This is a genomic window from Paenibacillus sp. RRE4 (assembly GCF_031844205.1).
GTDB classification, from domain to species: Bacteria; Bacillota; Bacilli; order Paenibacillales; family Paenibacillaceae; genus Paenibacillus; species Paenibacillus xylanexedens_B.
In genome coordinates, this window is sequence record NZ_JAUZUT010000001.1 from 3,623,553 (window position 1) to 3,641,443 (window position 17,891).

9 protein-coding genes and 1 pseudogene are annotated in these 17,891 nt (G+C 45.1%); 5 read left to right on the forward strand and 5 right to left on the reverse strand.

What is annotated here, in order from left to right:
• Positions 1 to 46: 46 nt before the first annotated feature.
• Positions 47 to 1,606 (reverse strand): acetamidase/formamidase family protein, encoded by a 1,560-nt coding sequence (locus Q9R46_RS16310; RefSeq protein ID WP_311280751.1) that lies wholly within the window; start codon positions 1,604 to 1,606, stop codon positions 47 to 49.
• 389 nt (positions 1,607 to 1,995) lie between these two features.
• On the opposite strand from Q9R46_RS16310, the gene Q9R46_RS16315 reads away from it, so the two are divergent.
• The gene (locus tag Q9R46_RS16315) at positions 1,996 to 2,313 is read left to right on the forward strand and encodes a hypothetical protein (RefSeq protein ID WP_311280752.1); all 318 of its coding nucleotides are present in this window, start codon (positions 1,996 to 1,998) and stop codon (positions 2,311 to 2,313) included.
• Positions 2,314 to 2,600: 287 nt separating this feature from the next.
• Here Q9R46_RS16315 and Q9R46_RS16320 read toward each other — a convergent pair whose 3' ends face one another.
• Positions 2,601 to 3,194, reverse strand: a complete 594-nt coding sequence (locus Q9R46_RS16320) for a hypothetical protein (RefSeq protein WP_311280753.1) — start codon at positions 3,192 to 3,194, stop codon at positions 2,601 to 2,603.
• A 147-nt stretch (positions 3,195 to 3,341) separates the two neighbouring features.
• Here Q9R46_RS16320 and Q9R46_RS16325 point away from each other — a divergent pair, with 147 nt between their 5' ends.
• From Q9R46_RS16325 to Q9R46_RS16335, 3 genes and pseudogenes are all read left to right on the forward strand, one after another.
• Positions 3,342 to 4,154 carry an alpha/beta fold hydrolase gene (locus Q9R46_RS16325; RefSeq protein ID WP_145413739.1) on the forward strand — a complete coding sequence of 271 codons (813 nt, stop codon included), beginning with the start codon at positions 3,342 to 3,344 and terminating at the stop codon, positions 4,152 to 4,154.
• Positions 4,155 to 4,669: 515 nt separating this feature from the next.
• The gene (locus Q9R46_RS16330; protein WP_311280754.1) at positions 4,670 to 9,646 is read left to right on the forward strand and encodes a discoidin domain-containing protein; all 4,977 of its coding nucleotides are present in this window, start codon (positions 4,670 to 4,672) and stop codon (positions 9,644 to 9,646) included.
• Between the two features lie 690 nt (positions 9,647 to 10,336).
• A pseudogene (locus tag Q9R46_RS16335) lies at positions 10,337 to 11,890 on the forward strand (AraC family transcriptional regulator).
• Positions 11,891 to 12,016: 126 nt separating this feature from the next.
• Here Q9R46_RS16335 and Q9R46_RS16340 read toward each other — a convergent pair.
• The 3 genes from Q9R46_RS16340 to Q9R46_RS16350 form a co-directional block, all read right to left on the reverse strand.
• A complete protein-coding gene (locus Q9R46_RS16340) occupies positions 12,017 to 12,967 on the reverse strand; it encodes a DUF5050 domain-containing protein (protein ID WP_311280755.1) in 951 nt (316 codons plus the stop codon).
• 197 nt (positions 12,968 to 13,164) lie between these two features.
• Positions 13,165 to 14,709, reverse strand: coding sequence for an exosporium glycoprotein BclB-related protein (locus Q9R46_RS16345; RefSeq protein WP_311280756.1), 1,545 nt, complete (start codon positions 14,707 to 14,709; stop codon positions 13,165 to 13,167).
• A 36-nt stretch (positions 14,710 to 14,745) separates the two neighbouring features.
• Entirely contained in the window at positions 14,746 to 15,105 is a 360-nt protein-coding gene (locus Q9R46_RS16350; RefSeq protein ID WP_311280757.1) for a hypothetical protein, read from the reverse strand.
• 836 nt (positions 15,106 to 15,941) lie between these two features.
• Here Q9R46_RS16350 and Q9R46_RS16355 point away from each other — a divergent pair.
• Positions 15,942 to 17,882 (forward strand): carbohydrate-binding protein, encoded by a 1,941-nt coding sequence (locus Q9R46_RS16355; RefSeq protein WP_311280758.1) that lies wholly within the window; start codon positions 15,942 to 15,944, stop codon positions 17,880 to 17,882.
• Positions 17,883 to 17,891: the final 9 nt, after the last annotated feature.

The following is a 17,891-nucleotide window of genomic DNA, read 5'->3' on the forward strand; positions in this document are numbered from 1 at the left end:
AAAACGCGATGGACATCCGTCCACCACGATTGAATAATGAAATCGATTATTGCTTTTTACTTAACGATACGTTTGCCGTTAACGTCTTGTCGATCGTCGTCCAGTTTACATAAGCACCTAGTATTTCATTGATAACAGAAACCGGAACTACGGTTTCGCCATTTAAAAGCTTTGGCACTTTACTATTGAACACCAGTTTATCGTTAATTGAATACACATCTGAACCAATTTGAGCACTTATATTTTTCGTGCCTAATTTGATTTGCGTTGTACGCGACTTATTATCCCACGCTATTGTACCGCCCAATAGCTCCGAAATCCTTCGAATCGGTACGTAAAACTCATCGTTATGAACAACCGGTTTGATTGTCGTACCCCTTACATTCATTGCAACGTCAACATATTCAAGAAAATCGGTCTTTCGGATGAGTCCATGAACCCCTTTCGTTCGGTCTACGACCTGGGATACTTCATAATCCGTTGCCGCCGATAGGTATGCATAAGCTACACTTCTATCCATATCCAGCTTATCGGATAAAAATTGAATTGATTCGCGCACCGATTCTTTCATTGCTTCATCCAAATCAGGGTCCAGTCCAATCGGAATCCAATAATCCTCTGTTTCGGCAAAGGGTTGCGTGAACTCTCCACGATGCGGGATTGATAGGTCACCTTTCTTTAACACCGTTAACCGAACTGTCCCTCTTAAGGAAGCTTCCAATGCAGTTAACGCTACTTCCCCATCTCCTTGAGCAAAGTGTGGATCTCCAGTATAGAATAACCCGCCTTTAACTTGAATCGGATAATAAATAGTTGCACCAACACCTAACTCATTAATATCCATATTGCCTCCTGTTTCAATAGGCGGGATCGAACTCACAACTTCACTGGTATTTGGCGCAACCCCCATAACACCTAGAAACGGGTTAATCGGGAAACGCACATTCTTGCCGGCTTTTGTTGGTAATACACCATACCAATTGCCGTTGATTTCTTCAATAGGCGTAAATATAGATACATTATTATACAATTCCGGTTTTGTTGCGCTGGCTCCCTCTTGTGGGCCTGTATTTTCTGGAAATTCGCCAGGAAGGGCGCCTTTACCATGGCGGTTAGAAATGACACCATAGGGAACTCGAGTTTGCAACGAGAGGACTTCTACTTTAAGAACATCTCCTGGCATCGCTCCCTCAACGGCTACTGGCCCAGTGATGATATGAGGTCCGTCTTTTACATAATCATGCTGAATCGCAGACGCCGCAATTGCCTTCGCATCATCTAACACTCCATCGGGGGAGATGCCATATTTGCCGAAGTACTCCACTGGATTTCTTCCTTGATCCTCGATCAGTCCCTCATGCGATACCGTATCAAATGTTACAGCACTTCCTGATGGTACAGTAAGAATCGGAGAGCTATCTCGATTAGGCAGTGATCCCCAGCGAACGTTCTCAATCGCAGACGTTACATAATAATCACCTTCTACCTTATCGATGGTTGTCGGTTGCAACGGCATACTAAAGCCCACTGAAGGTAGAGCAATTGTAAACATACCTAAAATCCCTACTGAAACCCCAATTTTCCTAATCGTTCGGTTAATAAACATTACGTCCCCTCCTACGTTATGCAACAATATGTAAGATTATATAACATAAATAAAAGGTAACATATAAATCTATTTAAAACAATATTTTCTTGTTAACAAAAATAACAAAAAAGAGCTAGAATCCGAGGATATACTTATAAAAATATAAACAAACGTTAATATACATAACATAAAAAATCATGTAAAACTTAAATAGGTTTCCTAAACTTGATGAACATTCTTCAGATATCTGAACAAACAAAATGAAGTAAGTTAGATCAGTTATGAGGGGAATGCGGTGGGTGCCCGTATTTTATTTTGTTATCTATTAAACGTGGTAAAAAAGGATTTAGACCTGCTAAACTTATTGAGGGGTACCTCCTCAATCCATTAAGAAGAGGTGAACAACGATGACGGAGTCATATCATGGAATACATTCGAATTTGCAATTTCCAAGTAGCATCTTTAATATCGACCGCAAGGATGTTCCAACACTTCTGGAAGCTACGAGCGTCAAGCAACAGGAGACCAATGCAGCAAAAATGACTGGTTCAGAGTATGCACTTCATCTCCTCATTGCTGTAGAAGCTGCCAAGCAACTAGTAGCAGAATGGACTGAAGCAGTACAGCGATGGTCACCGCCGCTTATCCTTGATCTGTCGATATGCTCGATTGACTGCGCTGTTGAACTTCTTCAAAACCCTGAGCGGCGACTGCTTCGCTTCTGATTTTATTCCGAAGATGTTCCGGAGGACTGGAGAGAGGGGCACAGTGACCGTTTTTTCGATCTTACGGTGACCATTGACGCCGAATCACTGATTATTCAACATACTGCGGGACCGAGAAGATAAAACCTAAAGCCTCCGCTGGAGGAGGCTTCAGGTGCCACTGATCACTAACAATCGTAGTTCACTTTATTTCGAGACATTCGTTAAGCAGGATGCGAATCAGCCACGTTGCCGTCTTCCTTAAGCCAGCTAGCTCTCTAAATGCCCCGTTAAACATTTATTCATCTTCATTCACTATTCTCCCAGATGGCAGGATTATTAATGACCTGACTCTCCCCACGCATAATGGAATCGTAGCTATCCTTTCCAGATGTATACCAGTCTACAATAATTAACTTGCCTTTCAGATCTTGTACCAGGAATTCAGTAGACTCCGCATATTCACCTACATCCTTTATAATACGTGCATTCATTTTTAGATAGTAAACTTTTTGCTCTCCTTCAACAATGTCTACTTTTTCAGCATCCATCTTGACCTCTTTTACTTGATTATAGGTTAGGTTATTCTTCCGAAACAGATTATATTGTGATTTGATCTTCTTTTCCGTATAAAGTTTGAGGTTCGGGTTATCCATATATCTGCTACCGTCAAATTCCAGACCGTTCCATATAGCTTTGTAATATTCGGATAGAGCCTCTGCAGAGAGTTCATAAGCCTTCTCAGAATCCAAAGCAGATAAACTTAGATTGTTGATCGTGCCCCTCCCTGTCTGAGTAGCAGGACTTCCATGTTCCCCTTTGTTCACACTGCGATCAGACTGTTCACATGCACTAGTGAGCCACATCGTTACGAACAATAAAACAAGGTAAGTGTGCTTCATAATAGTCCTCCAAGGCTCAATTTTCAATTAATCAATATTTTATTAAATTTTATATAATTAATATAATTATTTACATTTTCACCTTCGAAGGATATACTCTAATATGAATGAATATCTTAATCATTCCTATATTAGGAGGTATGTAAGATGAAGCGTTGGCTATCTTTATCTCTAAGTTTTTGTCTGGTTTTTCTGATGTCAGCTCCACTTGTGGAAGGTAAAACGAATCAAATTGGCTCTAGCGGACTGTATGAAGTAAGCACGGGGGTTGCCTTGTATGCAAATATTCAAGGAGTGAAAACATCACTTCCTACCGTTGTATTCATTAGCGGATATGGTGATGATTCTTCCATCTGGTCTGATCTTCAATCCGTAATATCCAAAAAGACCTTAACCGTATCTTATGATCGTGCTGGACTCGGCCTTAGTGACGATACTACCAAAGATAAAACAACAAAACAACAGGTGAAAGAGTTACATAAGTTGCTTCGAAAAGCTAATATTCCAGGTCCATATGTACTGGTAGGACACAGTATTGGCGGATTGAATGTTCGAGGATTTGCTGATCGTTATACCAATGAAGTTGCAGGAGCTGTGCTGATCGACGCTTCTCACGAAAAGCAAGAGGAAGCTGTTCTGGCAACCTTGCCGCCCGAATTTATTGAAATGTATCAATCACAGTTTACTGCGGAGGGGAATTATGCAGAAGTAACCAAGAGCTTTAAATATATCGAAAAACTGCGTTCGAAGGATGCTTTGCGAAACTTACCATTGACCGTAATCTCCGCAACAGAACACGGCATGGGTCCAGAAATGGAAATTAAATGGGCTGAAATGCAACAAGATTTAGCATCATTGTCTAATCTGGCTACTCATGTCACTGCACAAGGCTCCGGACACTATGTATATTTGGAACAACCTCTGCTAGTTCAGCAAGAAATTATCTCTATACTAGAATAAAAGCATTTATGTACTGGGGCACTATCGAAAAACCAATTTATCGTGAAAAGATAGCCGTTAAATTGATGTTTAATGATCTCATCTAAATGGTCCCTGTAGAAAATCATGTAGCTCGCGGTTAGCGGGCTTTTTGACGTTTCTGTAAAAAGTAAATAAATCAGCCCTATCAGAAGTACCCGAGGAAGAATAGTATTTCGCTTGCACAACAGCACAAAGAAAACATTATATTGCTATCGGACCGTGCTCCCAATTCGGTATTTCATAGTTACACACCACGATTGCCTCCTGTAGGACATATGTCTCTTTTTCTCCGAAAACGATTAAAAAAACTTTATAATCCACTGCAAATGATCGATATACATCAAATGAACATCCGCTTATCCCATGTTTTTAACCTGAAATCGGATCTCAGGCATGCGGCACGGGAGAACAGAATTATACATATAACAGGTTGTTAGGAAAAAGAGAAAGTTCTGTCTGATGAACAGACAAAAGCTAACAAAGGAGAAGAAGATATGAAGGGACGAACGAGCCACACACGAAACAAACGCAGTATCTGCGTGAACTTGCTGTTATCTATGCTATTGTTGATCAGCAGTGTTCCGCTATGGCCAAGCAAGGCAGCAAACGCTGCAGCAGAAGGGTCATATCTTTTATCACTGAACAGACCGGTGTATAGTTCCTCATCCCTTGGCGGAAATACAGCCGATCATGCGGTGGATGGCAACAAAAATACCCGATGGGAAAGTGTCTGGCAGCAAGACCCTCAGTGGATTTATGTTGACTTGGGTGCAGTTGCTTCCATCTCGGACATCTCGATTGAGTGGGAAAATGCTTATGCCTCCGCCTTCGACCTTGAGGTGTCCAACGATGAGGTGAACTGGACGCAAGTATACTCTACAACGAAGGGTCAAGGCGGTATGACGGAAGTTGAGGTTTCCGCCAATGCACGATATGTACGTTTGTTCAGTCATGAACGGGCGCAGCAAGCCTACGGTGTATCTCTGTACGCGTTCAATGTGTATGGAACGGGCGGAGCAAACCCACCTCCAAAACCGGTTGCTGCCAACCTTGCCCTTGGTAAATCGGTCATGGCGTCATCGGAAGAGATTGACGAACCTAGTCGATCTGCCGAAGACAAGGCCAAAATGGAAAAGCGCAATTACGAAGCGCGCAATGTGACGGATGGTGACCCAGGTACACGCTGGTCTTCCATATACAAGGATCAGGAATGGATTGTTGTGGACCTTGGTCAACCTCATGAAATCGGAGGAATTTCGCTGCAATGGGAAAATGCGTTTGGACGCGCATACGACATTCAGGTATCGAGCGATGCAGAGCACTGGACTACGTTGGTTCGGGAGTTACACAGTAACGGCGGACGAGATGACATTCCTGTATATGCAGAAGCCAGATATGTAAAGTTCGCAGGGCTTGGCCGAGGTACAACCAATGGCTATTCTCTCTATGCGTTTGATGTATATGAGTATATTCAAGGTGATGAAAAACCGGTCTACACCATTCCGGCTATCCCGGAGATGAGCTCAGTGCAGGTTGGGGCCGGAAGTTATGCCATTAACGATATCACCATGTTGCAACCGAAAAACCCGAAAAATCGCACAGCCGACATCACTGCCCCGATTCCATCTAATGACTGGTGGCAGTCAATTCTTGTTTCGGATTTAGGAGATGGAAACAGTCTGGTTACACTCCCGTTCAAAAATCGTTACACCAAGCAGGGACTTCATATTTTGAATCCTGGTGCAGGATACCTCTCTGCTGACGGCAATTCGATGGATGCAGATGGTGAAGCAGACCTTATCCTGACAACAAGCAATATGAATCCGTCCAAGGTGAATACCAAGGTAGCCGGATACGGAGATTACTCCGCAAACATCATCATGAGTGACGACGACACGGCGAAGGTCAATACAACCTTTGTCAAAGGCTCCCCTTTCCTGTACAACACGTTCGAGAACCCGGACACGATCCTGCTCCGTTCACCGAACATCACACGTCTCTTTGATGATCAAAACCGTGAGATTGTGCTCAAGGACGGGGAATCATGGACCGGAGATCATATCGGTATAGAAGTCACCAATCAAGACAGGGCTCCTTCGCCCCAAACCTTTACAAGAAACTACGGCCTTTATGCACCAGAGGGTACCACACTTATAAAGCTTGGCAATACACTTAAGATCAAGCTGGGATCAAACGAAAATTATTTATCGCTGGCTACCCTGCCGTCTGCATCAGAGTTAGCATACTATTACCGGCATGCCTATGCTTTTGTGACGGATACGAAGGTTGATTACAACTACAACGAGAGCAATTCCCAAGTTACAACGACCTTCAGCTCCGTTACACAAACAAAGCGTGTTAACTTTTCCACCAGTACATTAATGGCTTTGTTCCCGCACCAGTGGAAAATTGCCACAACTCCACTCACGGAGCTCACTTATCCTTCCATTCGTGGGATGATGAAAGTAAGCGAAGGCAACAGCTTTACGACACAGGATCGTTTTTATGGCATTATTCCGCAATTTGTGGAGCCGGATGATCCGACATACTCACGCGCGCAATTAATCAGCTACCTGGATCAGCTCGATGCAGATACGTCAGGCAATGTAATGAGCGAAGATCCCTACTGGCAGGGAAAAAAGCTTCATCCGCTTGCACTGGGTGTGCTCATTAGCGACCAGCTTGGGGATATCGAACGTCGGGACCACTACCTGTCCCTGTTAAGAAACATTTTGACAGACTGGTACACTTACTCACCGGATGAACGTCTGCACTCCTATTATTTTTATTACTCGGAGCAATGGGGAACGATCTTCCCTTATGGAAGCGGGTTCGGGGTCAACACCGGGCTAACGGATCATCATTTCACCTATGGCTATTACGTCTTCGCATCTGCGGTGCTGGCTATGTATGATCCATCGTTTGTAGAAGATTATGGCGATATGGTTGAGCTGCTAATCCGGGATTACGCCAATCCTTCGCGCACAGACAATCAATTCCCATGGATGCGTAATTTTGATCCCTATTCAGGCCATTCCTGGGCGGGCGGTTATGCCGACAATCGCAGCGGAAACAATCAGGAAGCGGCAGGCGAAGCCCTGTTCAGCTGGGTCGGGCAATATATGTGGGGCGAAGTAACAGGGAATAAAGCCTATCGCGATACAGGCATCTGGGGCTTCGTCACCGAGGAAAAAGCCGCCGAGCAATATTGGTTCAATTACGATGGGGATAACTGGCTGGAAGGATACAAACACGCTACCGTAGGGCATGTATACGGCAGTGCTTACCTGTATGGCACGTACTTCTCCAACGACGCAGAGCATATTTACGGCATTCACTGGCTGCCACCAGCGGAGTGGATGACCTATTATGGACGTGATCCAAAGAATACTGCCGCACTATACAACGGTCTGATCAAGGATCTGGGTGGTCAGCAGGAGCGCACATGGCAGCACATCATCTGGCCTTTCCAATCCATTGGGGACCCGGAGGCTGCTCTTGCAAAGTGGAATACGAAAGACATGCAGCAAAACGAGGTCTTTAACGCCTATTGGTTCATGCATAGTATGGCATCCACGGGAACACGTACAATGGATATTTGGGCTGATTCTCCGGCCGCAACGGTCTACGAAAAGGATGGCGTCTACACAGCGCAAATCTGGAATCCGTCCGATACCGCCAAAACGGTTCGATTCTATAATGCCAGCGGGGCTTTGGGTTCAGCTACCGTCTATGCTAAAGCTCAAGTAAAGGTCAATCCATTGGAGCATACGGTAGTCAAGCAGCCGGATGCTTCACAAGGCGTCACTTATCTGGATCGTAGCACATGGACGATTACCGCCTCCTCCAGTTCTGAAGCAGTGGAACACATGATTGACGGAGATTTGGCTACCCGCTGGTCATCTGGACAAACGCAACAGCCTGGAGACTGGCTCCATATCGATCTGGGCAGCGAGCAGATGATGGATACTCTCTTTATGAACTCCGGCAATAACTGGGGTGATTATGCCCACGGGTATGAAGTTTACGTTTCGAAAGACAATGAGAACTGGAGCAAGCCGATTGCACAGGGAACAGGAACATCGCCGAGCTTGTCCGTTGATTTGGGGATGCAGACTGTGCGTTATATCAAAATTGTTTTGACTGCTCCAGCAGACAGTTGGTGGTCCGTCTCGGAACTCAAGCTCGCCCGATTCGGGAAATTGGCCCAAACACCTGAGCATCCAAATCCGGCTCCAGCCCCGTTGCCCGATCGGTCAACCTGGATCGTGACCGCTTCTTCCACACAAGGAACCGATGTCACAGCTTACATGCTGGATGGAAAACGAGACACATTATGGACGAACGGACGAAAGCAAACGGAGGGACAGTGGGTTACGATTGATCTTGGACAAACGAGTGCTTTTGACGCGGTAGAGCTGGACCCGGGGAACGCGAAGGATGACTATCCGCGGCAATATCGCATTTTCGTTTCCGATGACGGGCAAAACTGGGGAACATCCATTGCTGGAGGCGAAGGAGCGTCAGGACGTCTTTCTATCTCCTTCCCTGAGCAGCAGGCACGTTATGTAAAGATCGTACAGACGGGGGAATCCGATCAATGGTGGTCGGTCTCTGAGCTGTTTGTTAATCACTATGGAACAGGAAAACAAAAACGTCTGCTTCCAGATGGCTGGTCCGTCACAGCGTCTTCCGGTGAGGAGGCTGCCACGGTGCTGGATGGCTCGAACCAAACACGCTGGACTACCGGTCAGACACAATCAGGCGGTGAGTGGCTTCAGCTGGATCTGGGCCATTCACAGATTGTGAACCGGATTGTATTGGATAGTGCTCACAGCAGTGACGATTATGCTCGTGGTTACGAAGTATACACCTCTCTGGATGGCACGGACTGGGGTAAAGCTGTGGTAGCGGGTGAAGGGAAAAATGCCGTGCTCTCTATTGCTTTCGCTTCCCGTGAGGCTCGCTATATCAAAATAGTCCAGACCGGAACGGATTCCCACTGGTGGTCTATAGCTGAAATCACAGTTTACACTGCCGATCAGACACCATGGATACCCGAGGAAGAGGATGAACTGCTACCTACCGAACTGGATCGGACGTCTTGGACTGGTACAGCTTCCACGTCTGAAGACGTTGGTGCACTGCTGGATGATGATCTGAACTCACGCTGGACCTCTGGATCCGGACAACAAGCAGACCAGTGGATTCAGATCGATCTGGGAAGCATCCAAAATTTCAGCCGTCTAACCATGGACTCAGGCAGCAGCAACAATGACTATGCCCGCAATTTCACAATCGTCACTTCAACAGATGGCGAGCAATGGGATTCGGTTTCAGAAGCTGCGGGAACAGATCCTTTGATCTCCGTGATGTTCGCGAACCAGAAGGCACGATATGTCAAAATTGCTTTGACTACGGACAATGCTGAGTGGTGGTGGTCTATTGCCGAATTAAAGCTGTACCACTGATTCGCTTGACTAATGAAAGTAATTTAGAGATATAAATATCTTTCCATGTGACCATCTCTCTCCCTTCATTTTGCGGGCCAGGGGTGGTTTTTTTATATTAACCCGCTTCTAAATCTAGCAGAAGACCCCTTTCGTGAGTGTAAGCTCCCCGTTCTTTTTATCAGGTGGAGAAAATATCCTGTTCAAATCATGCGTAACCGTTGAAAATAGTTTAGATACATTACAATAATTCCATTATGACGGGCTTTATAGTTTTAGTTTAAGGAAGGGAGACTCTCTCCATTGGAAGCAAGCATAGATATACAAGAACAGCTGCTAGTCTGGAATTGGGCGACGTTAAACCTCATGGATGTGCGGTATATTACTATTGAAGCCGGTGATCGTGTTGCTCCTTATTTCTTTCCAGCGAGTGCCTTTCTGTACGTAACTCATGGCAGTGCAACTGTAACTTTAGACGGAACTGAGCATGTCTCAAAACCTTTTTATATATTACATGGAGGCAAAGGCGCACGTCTGGATATTACCCTCACAGAGGATACCTTTCATTATTATCTGATTCTTTATAAAGCTTACTTGCCAAAATCTGCTGAACGGCATGTCCTCCGACAGATGGAGCAACAGGCGCCATTCCGTCTTCAATATGGCTTTGTTCCTCTTCATCCCGCCATCCTTTACAAACTGGCCGAACAAATGCTGAGCGAATGGCATACTTCAAAGCGTTTAGAGCATCTTCATGTCAAAGCACTGTTTTATCAATTCGTATATGATTTGCTTAAACAACTGGATCAGCAGCAAGTTACAACAACATCCCCCAACTTGACGTCTCAGCTCATACATTACATCCAGGAATACTATGCTGAACCCTTGACCAGGGAAACACTCGCACAAACCTTTCACTATAGCGGGCCCTACCTTTCGAAATGCTTCAAGCGTGAAACTGGCACAAGTATTATTGACTATTTGATACGTGTTCGGATTATGAAAGCAGAAGAACTTCTGCTCAGAACAAACTTGTCTCTACATGAAATTGCTTCAACCGTCGGATATCCAGATGTATCCTACTTTATTCGAATGTTCAAAAAACAAACCGGTATTACGCCAAAACAATTTAAAAGCGAGGGATTTTCCTCAGCAAAAAACGCCGATCATCCTATTATAAAGCTTGGATCATCCATTGCCCCCCGTAAACTTCGTCGTTATATTGATAACAGTAATGATAATCATTATCAAAAAGACGGAAAAGGAGATTTACGGATGTATAAACGAAAATTACCCGTCGGCATTACATTGCTGTTGTGCCTGACTCTTTTAGTTACCGCATGCGCCAAACCAGCAAGCACAGCTTCAACGAGTGGCAGCACATCAAGTCCGGCGGTTGGCACAAATACGACATCTAGCACGGCAACAAGCAACAATTCGGAGTTAGTAACTTACACTGCAATTAACGGCGACGTGCAGATCCCCAAAAATCCTCAACGTGTAGTTATGGTGGCTGGGGCATTTACAGGGCACTTGTTAGCCCTTGGGCTTAAACCCGTTGGAGCTGGGGACGAATCTTTCAACAGTTATACTGAAGGAAAGCTTGATGATGTCGTAAATATTGGAAATGACGTTCCATACGAGAAAATAATGGAGCTACAGCCGGATTTAATCGTGGTCTGGAATGATGCAGAAACGATTGAAAAATTGTCCAAAATTGCTCCGACCATTGCCGTGGAATACGGAGTTCCTTTTCGCAAGCAATTGATTGAATTTGGCAAAATGACGGGCAGAGAAGAACAGGCCAACGCGTGGATTGCAGACTGGGATACCAAAATTGCTAAATACAAACCGCTGGTGAGACAAGCTGTTGGTGATCGTTCTGTATCAATCTTTGATTCATGAAGTGCCAAAGAGTTTTATGCTTATGGCAGCTTTGGCCGAGGTGGAGATATTATCTATGGAGAGTTTGATCTGAAAGCACCCCCTATAATTCAAAAAGAGGCCATTGACAGTGGAAAAGGCTGGGTCAAGCTCTCTCTGGAATTATTACCTCAATATGCAGGGGATTACATTTTTATTAGTGGCTGGACTGGTGAGGAAAATGTTGCTCCGATATTTGAAGGTAAGGTGTGGGAGAACCTTCCTGCTGTCAAGAACAATCGTGTTTATCGTGAAAATAGCCGAGGCTTCGTATTCAGTGATCCCATTTCACTGGAAGCCCAGCTTCAATTTGTCGTAGACAGCTTAACAAATTCGAAATGAAACCCATGAAGCTCTATTGCCGATTTTAACCTTCTGATCGAATCATAAAATAATGGCTCAATTTTACGGACACATAAATAGGGACCTCAAGCCTTTTTAGCGAGAGATCCCTTTTTCTGCAATGAATTACTTTTTGATTTTACCATCATATCCAAGCTTATAAATCGTGCCTTTCTCAAAAGAAAGGAATGCAAGACCATCGCCTACTGTACCTATAAATCGATCATTTGCGTCTAAAGAACGCAGCTTGCTCTTCTTGCCTGTATAACGATTATAAAGATACAAATCACTCTTATTATTGCCATTCTTGTCTGCCGAAAAACTTCGATAATAAAACTTATTATTTATATATGCTATGGGATCAATTGATCCTTTTGTGGTAAATGTTTTCTTCCTATTTCCGTTTTTATCCGAAAAGACACCGATAGAACTAGAATTATAACGTCCGCCTATGTTCTCTGAAAAAAACAAAACATTTCCATAAAATTCAAATGGCCAAACAGCTTTTGAAGATAATGCCTTCATTCCTGCACCATCTAGACTCATACGATAAAACTTGTCATTTTCCATGTTTGCATAGTAGATGTAGCCGTTGTTTATTTTAAAATTATAGAAAGGAGATTTAGATAATATCGTTTGTTCGTTTGAGCCATCTGTTCTCATTGAGCCGAAAGACAACGCATCAGGTGTTTCCGCGGTCCTTTCATCTTTAACAAAATAAATCGTATTGCCCACTACAGTAAATCTACCGAAATTCCCCTCTTTATTTAAATACGTAAATTCTGAACCATCTTTCTTAATTTTAGCTATATGATTATTCCAGTCGTCTGTGTCTTCTTCAATAAGAAAATATATCCACTCTCCAACCCATTTTACATCTGAAACTCGCTTTGACAAAATAGATTCTGTTTTGCTTTTATTACCTGTGAATGTTGTAACATTGATGCCCATCAAATCTCCATCATCTTCATAACCATACCATACTAAAGATTTTCCCGAATCTTCAGCACTGTATGCAGGTACAACGCCAAACAACATAATCACACTTAATAACGCTATCAACCATTTTCTTCTCATGTTCTTCTCCCTAAAATATGTATTTTCCCTCATGGGTTATTGTAAATGGAATTCAAAAATAGAACAATCATTTACTCTACATTTGGCATGCTCTCCGTTACAACCTAATCACAATCCCCACTTGTAAAGAACCTCTCGCCAACTTAGCAAGAGGTTCTGTTTTGTGTCCTGGAATCGAAAAGTTGTAAAAGATTTCATTAAGTGATGGTCAGGCCACCACTTGCATATCCCGCAATCGTTGAAGCCACATCAATTCCGGCGGTTACTGAAGCAGAGAAGACCATAAGCAGACGGTCACCGGCGGCTACCGGAATACTCAGACCTGAGGTCAATCCGCTGGCAATTGTGCCTAATGATAAAATGCCAGTCAGCGCTGGTGCCAAGGTTACAACTGCTCCTGGTACAGCAGTAAAGGTATTATTCGGTGTAGTGGAACGGAATAATTGTGCAGTGATCGTTACTGTAGATCCTACCAAACTAAGTGCAGCTGTTGTACTAAAATAAGCAGCCAATGAGGTAATTGTCCCCGCGCGGGATGCCGAGAACGCAAAGTTCAATAAGGTTCCTGCAGCGCCTGTGAGATCAATGATTCCTCCATTAATCGTCACTCCAGACGCATTATTACCAAAGCCAACCAAGCTAGAGGTGTTCAACAGCCCGCCCAGCACAGTAGTCAACGAAGTCGGTAACCCAGATGCGTAAGGGATAATAGCGCCAGAACCCGTTGCTCCGGTCGCGCCTGTTACTCCTGCAAGACCTGTCGCTCCCGTTGCACCGGTCACTCCTGCCAGACCTGTTGCTCCCGTTGCACCCGTTACTCCTGCCAGACCTGTTGCTCCGGTCGCACCCGTTACTCCTGCAAGACCTGTCGCTCCCGTTGCACCGGTTACTCCCGCCAGACCTGTTGCTCCAGTTGCACCGGTTACTCCCGCCAGACCTGTTGCTCCGGTCGCACCCGTTACTCCCGCCAGACCTGTTGCTCCGGTCGCACCGGTTACTCCCGCCAGACCCGTTGCTCCGGTCGCACCCGTCACTCCGGTTGCACCGGTTACTCCCGCCAGACCTGTTGCTCCAGTCGCACCGGTTACTCCCGCCAGACCCGTTGCTCCGGTCGCACCCGTTACTCCCGCCAGACCTGTTGCTCCGGTCGCACCCGTTACTCCCGCCAGACCTGTTGCTCCGGTCGCACCGGTTACTCCTGCCAGACCCGTTGCTCCGGTCGCACCCGTTACTCCCGCCAGACCTGTCGCTCCGGTCGCACCGGTTACTCCCGCCAGACCCGTTGCTCCGGTCGCACCCGTTGCCCCAGTAACTCCGCTTGCTGGACCTGTTGCCCCCGTAGCTCCGGTTGCACCTGTAGCGCCTGTGACTCCAGTGATACCAGGCACTTCACCCAACAACTCAGAAGAAACCAAACGATGTGCTGTTACCAAAGAGCCTGTGCTGCTTTTCCCCCATACGGAGACTTGAATAGGATCATTAAACGTCGCTGTGGTAGTAAACGTGAATTCGAAGGCATCCAGATTAGCAAAGTAATTGTTCGTTATCACTTGATTTGGTGCGACTTCCAAAGATTCGCTGACATACAATACTCTCAACCCGCCACTCATGTAATACCCTTGTATTAGAACAGATGAGGCACTAACTTCACTTCGGTTATCGATTCTAACCGTTACGGATTGAGTCGGTCTTACACCACTAACAGCGTTATTTTCGATCGGCCCTGTCGATAAAAAGCTCATCGCTACATTCCCTTCTTTCGAAAAAAGTCTTATTTTCTACAAATCTTGAACTGTTTTTTCGTGTTCCACTACCCGGTGTGCCACCACCAATTGACCTGAAGAATCTTTGCCCCATACTGAGATTCCGACTTCTCCCAAACGTTCATCACTTACTCCAAACACAAATTCAAAAGCATCTAGATCTGCAAAATAATTTCGGGTCACTGCTTCATTAGGTGCAATACTGATCAATTCACTTACATACAGCGTTCTTGTTGTACTCAGCACATACCCCTGAATAGATACATTTACCGCATCTGTAGTAGCCCGGCTCACCAATCTGACCGTTACCTGTTGCGTCGGCCTAACCCCGGAAACAGCATTGTTTTCGATCGGTCCAGTTGATAATATAGCCATTTTCCCATCCCACCTTTTGTGAACCTCTTACTCTAGCATTACTTGGCATCATGGATCACATATTAGTCATATTCATTCACTTCATTAGCGGTGTGGACCATAGCCAGGGGACAGTTCACCATTATCAAGTAATAAGTACCTTTAACACTTAGAATTTCATCCGTACTAAGCTTGTAAATATGTATAATCCGGATGTATTTCAACGCAAAAATGACCGTTCCTCACGAAATGAAGGAGCTACGGCCACCGTTGTATAGATCATATTGGTATCACTCTAAAAATTGAATAAACTTACTGCTTCAATTCGGCCAAATGCCCCCTTAATATGTTGCAATTAAAGCAATCAACCTTTCACCCAACTTTTTCTTACAAATTTTGATAGAAAATGATTGTATTGTGGCAGAATTGTGATATGATATCGTCAACTACAAAAAAACATTTTAAAACAAAAATGAAAAATAATTACATAAAAATAAGTCACAACTCTGCTTTTCGTCTTTTAAAACCATTTTATTGAAAGCGATTACATTACACAACAGGACAAATTATATACTTTTAACACACACAAGTTCGTACTCCCCCCTATTACCGGGTTACTGCTGTCAACTTGCTACAGTAGATGGCTATCCTCTGTACAAGTTGTATGGCTTAAGCCATAGATCACAATCATGAACGATACTATCGATCTCATCTTTGAAAGGAGGTGTGATAAAGAACATTTACTCATCATTCTTCTTTTTCTTCTCACTGTACCTCTCTCATCCAACAGCTCTGTTCAACCATTCAGCGTAAAACTCAATAACACTATTCCATACTAATTCAATGGAGGCGAACGTATGAAAATCCGTAAACCATTAGCTCTGCTGATGTCACTAATTCTGGTTTTTTCCATTCTACCCGCTGAGTCCAGCTACGCAGCGAATAATGCCGTTGCCAAAACGCCTGTGAATGCCAATCCGCTCGTGGATCACAAGTTAGGAGCTGACCCTTACGTGCTCGTTCACAATAATCGGGTCTACGTATATATGACAGGTGATACCTTTCTCTACAACAACGACGGCTCCGTCCGCGAAAATAACTACGGCTCCATCGGCAGAATCAGCGTGATCTCCTCGGCTGACATGGTGAACTGGACCGACCATGGCTACATTCCGGTAGCCGGTGCGAATAATGCCAACAATGGACAAGGCATTGCCAGATGGGCAAGCCAGTCCTGGGCGCCAGCGATGGCCAAGAAAACGATCGCAGGCAAAGATAAATTTTTCCTGTATTTCGCTAATTCAGGTGCAGGAATCGGTGTTCTGACTGCTGATTCTCCCATCGGCCCTTGGTCTGATCCACTCGGACGTGCGCTTGTCACACATGGAACGCCTGGCATGTCGGGCGTAACTTGGCTCTTTGACCCGGCTGTGCTTGTTGATGATGATGGCTCCGCTTATCTGTATGCAGGCGGCGGCATTCCGAACGAAAATAACGCAGCCTCCATTGCGAATCCAAAAACCGCGCGTGTCATCCGTCTCGGTGCCGATATGACCAGTGTAGTCGGTAGTGCCACAACGATTGATGCGCCTTATATGTTCGAAGATTCGGGTATTCATAAGTACAACGGCAAATATTACTATTCGTATTGCATCAACTTTGCCGGAAACCATCCGGCAGCCTATCCAAAAGGTGAAATCGGTTATATGGTAAGTGACAGCCCGATGGGGCCTTTCACATACAAAGGACACTTCCTCAAAAATCCGGGTACCTTCTTCGGTGTAGGTGGCAACAACCACCATGCCGTGTTCCAGTTCAATAATCAGTGGTATGTAGCGTACCATGCACAGACGGTAAGCAAAGCCTTCCTCGGGGATGGCAAAGGATACCGTTCTACCCACATCAACAGACTGACGCATAACGCAGACGGATCGATTCAGGAAGTACAGGGTAACATGACCGGTGTTCCTCAGACAGCTAATCTTAATCCGTATAACAGAGTGGAAGCCGAGACGATTGCTTGGCAAGCTGGCATCAATACACAACCGACTCAAGCCAGCGGCGGACCGACAGCCAACCAAAATGTGACGAATATCAATAACGGGGACTGGGTTGCTGTAAGTAATGTAGATTTCGGTTCAGCAGGGGCTTCGAAATTCAAGGCCAACGTGGCTTCTACCGGAAATGGTAACATCGAACTCCGCCTTGGCAGTCCGACAGGTACACTCATCGGCACGCTTAACGTCACTTCAACGGGTGGCGTACAGAACTGGCGTGAGCTCGAAACCAATATCACCAATACAACAGGACGTCATCACCTGTATCTGGTGTTTACAGGCTCAGGTAACGGGAATCTGTTCAATCTGGATTACTGGCAGTTTACCTCCGGTTCTGGAGGTAACCCCAACCCAAATCCGAACCCGAATCCCAATCCAAACGTTACTCGCGTTGAAACAGAGAGCATGACCCTTGCCGGTCAATATGCCGGGCTGATCAGTTCTCCTTTTAACGGTGTAGCGCTCTATGCGAACAATGATTCTGCGTCTTACAATCAATACTTTGCTAACCCCACACATCAGTTCTCTCTTCGCGGGGCTTCCAACAACAATAGTACAGCCCGTGTTGATCTCGTTATTGGCGGGGTAACCGCTGGTTCCTTCTTTTTTACCGGCACTGAACCTACCGTGCAAACTTTGCCAAATATCACACACGGCACAGGGAATCAGGAAATCAAACTGGTTGTGACTACAGATAACGGTACCTGGGATGCTTACATCGATTATCTTGAAATTTCGTAATTAGTTCAT

Excerpts from the sequence above, each read along its gene's own strand:
- Q9R46_RS16310 (WP_311280751.1), bottom strand. The coding sequence starts at position 1,606 with ATGTTTATTAACCGAACGATTAGGAAAATTGGGGTTTCAGTAGGGATT.
- Q9R46_RS16315 (WP_311280752.1), top strand. The coding sequence starts at position 1,996 with ATGACGGAGTCATATCATGGAATACATTCGAATTTGCAATTTCCAAGT.
- Q9R46_RS16320 (WP_311280753.1), bottom strand. The coding sequence starts at position 3,194 with ATGAAGCACACTTACCTTGTTTTATTGTTCGTAACGATGTGGCTCACT.
- Q9R46_RS16325 (WP_145413739.1), top strand. The coding sequence starts at position 3,342 with ATGAAGCGTTGGCTATCTTTATCTCTAAGTTTTTGTCTGGTTTTTCTG.
- Q9R46_RS16330 (WP_311280754.1), top strand. The coding sequence starts at position 4,670 with ATGAAGGGACGAACGAGCCACACACGAAACAAACGCAGTATCTGCGTG.
- Q9R46_RS16340 (WP_311280755.1), bottom strand. The coding sequence starts at position 12,967 with ATGAGAAGAAAATGGTTGATAGCGTTATTAAGTGTGATTATGTTGTTT.
- Q9R46_RS16345 (WP_311280756.1), bottom strand. The coding sequence starts at position 14,709 with ATGAGCTTTTTATCGACAGGGCCGATCGAAAATAACGCTGTTAGTGGT.
- Q9R46_RS16350 (WP_311280757.1), bottom strand. The coding sequence starts at position 15,105 with ATGGCTATATTATCAACTGGACCGATCGAAAACAATGCTGTTTCCGGG.
- Q9R46_RS16355 (WP_311280758.1), top strand. The coding sequence starts at position 15,942 with ATGAAAATCCGTAAACCATTAGCTCTGCTGATGTCACTAATTCTGGTT.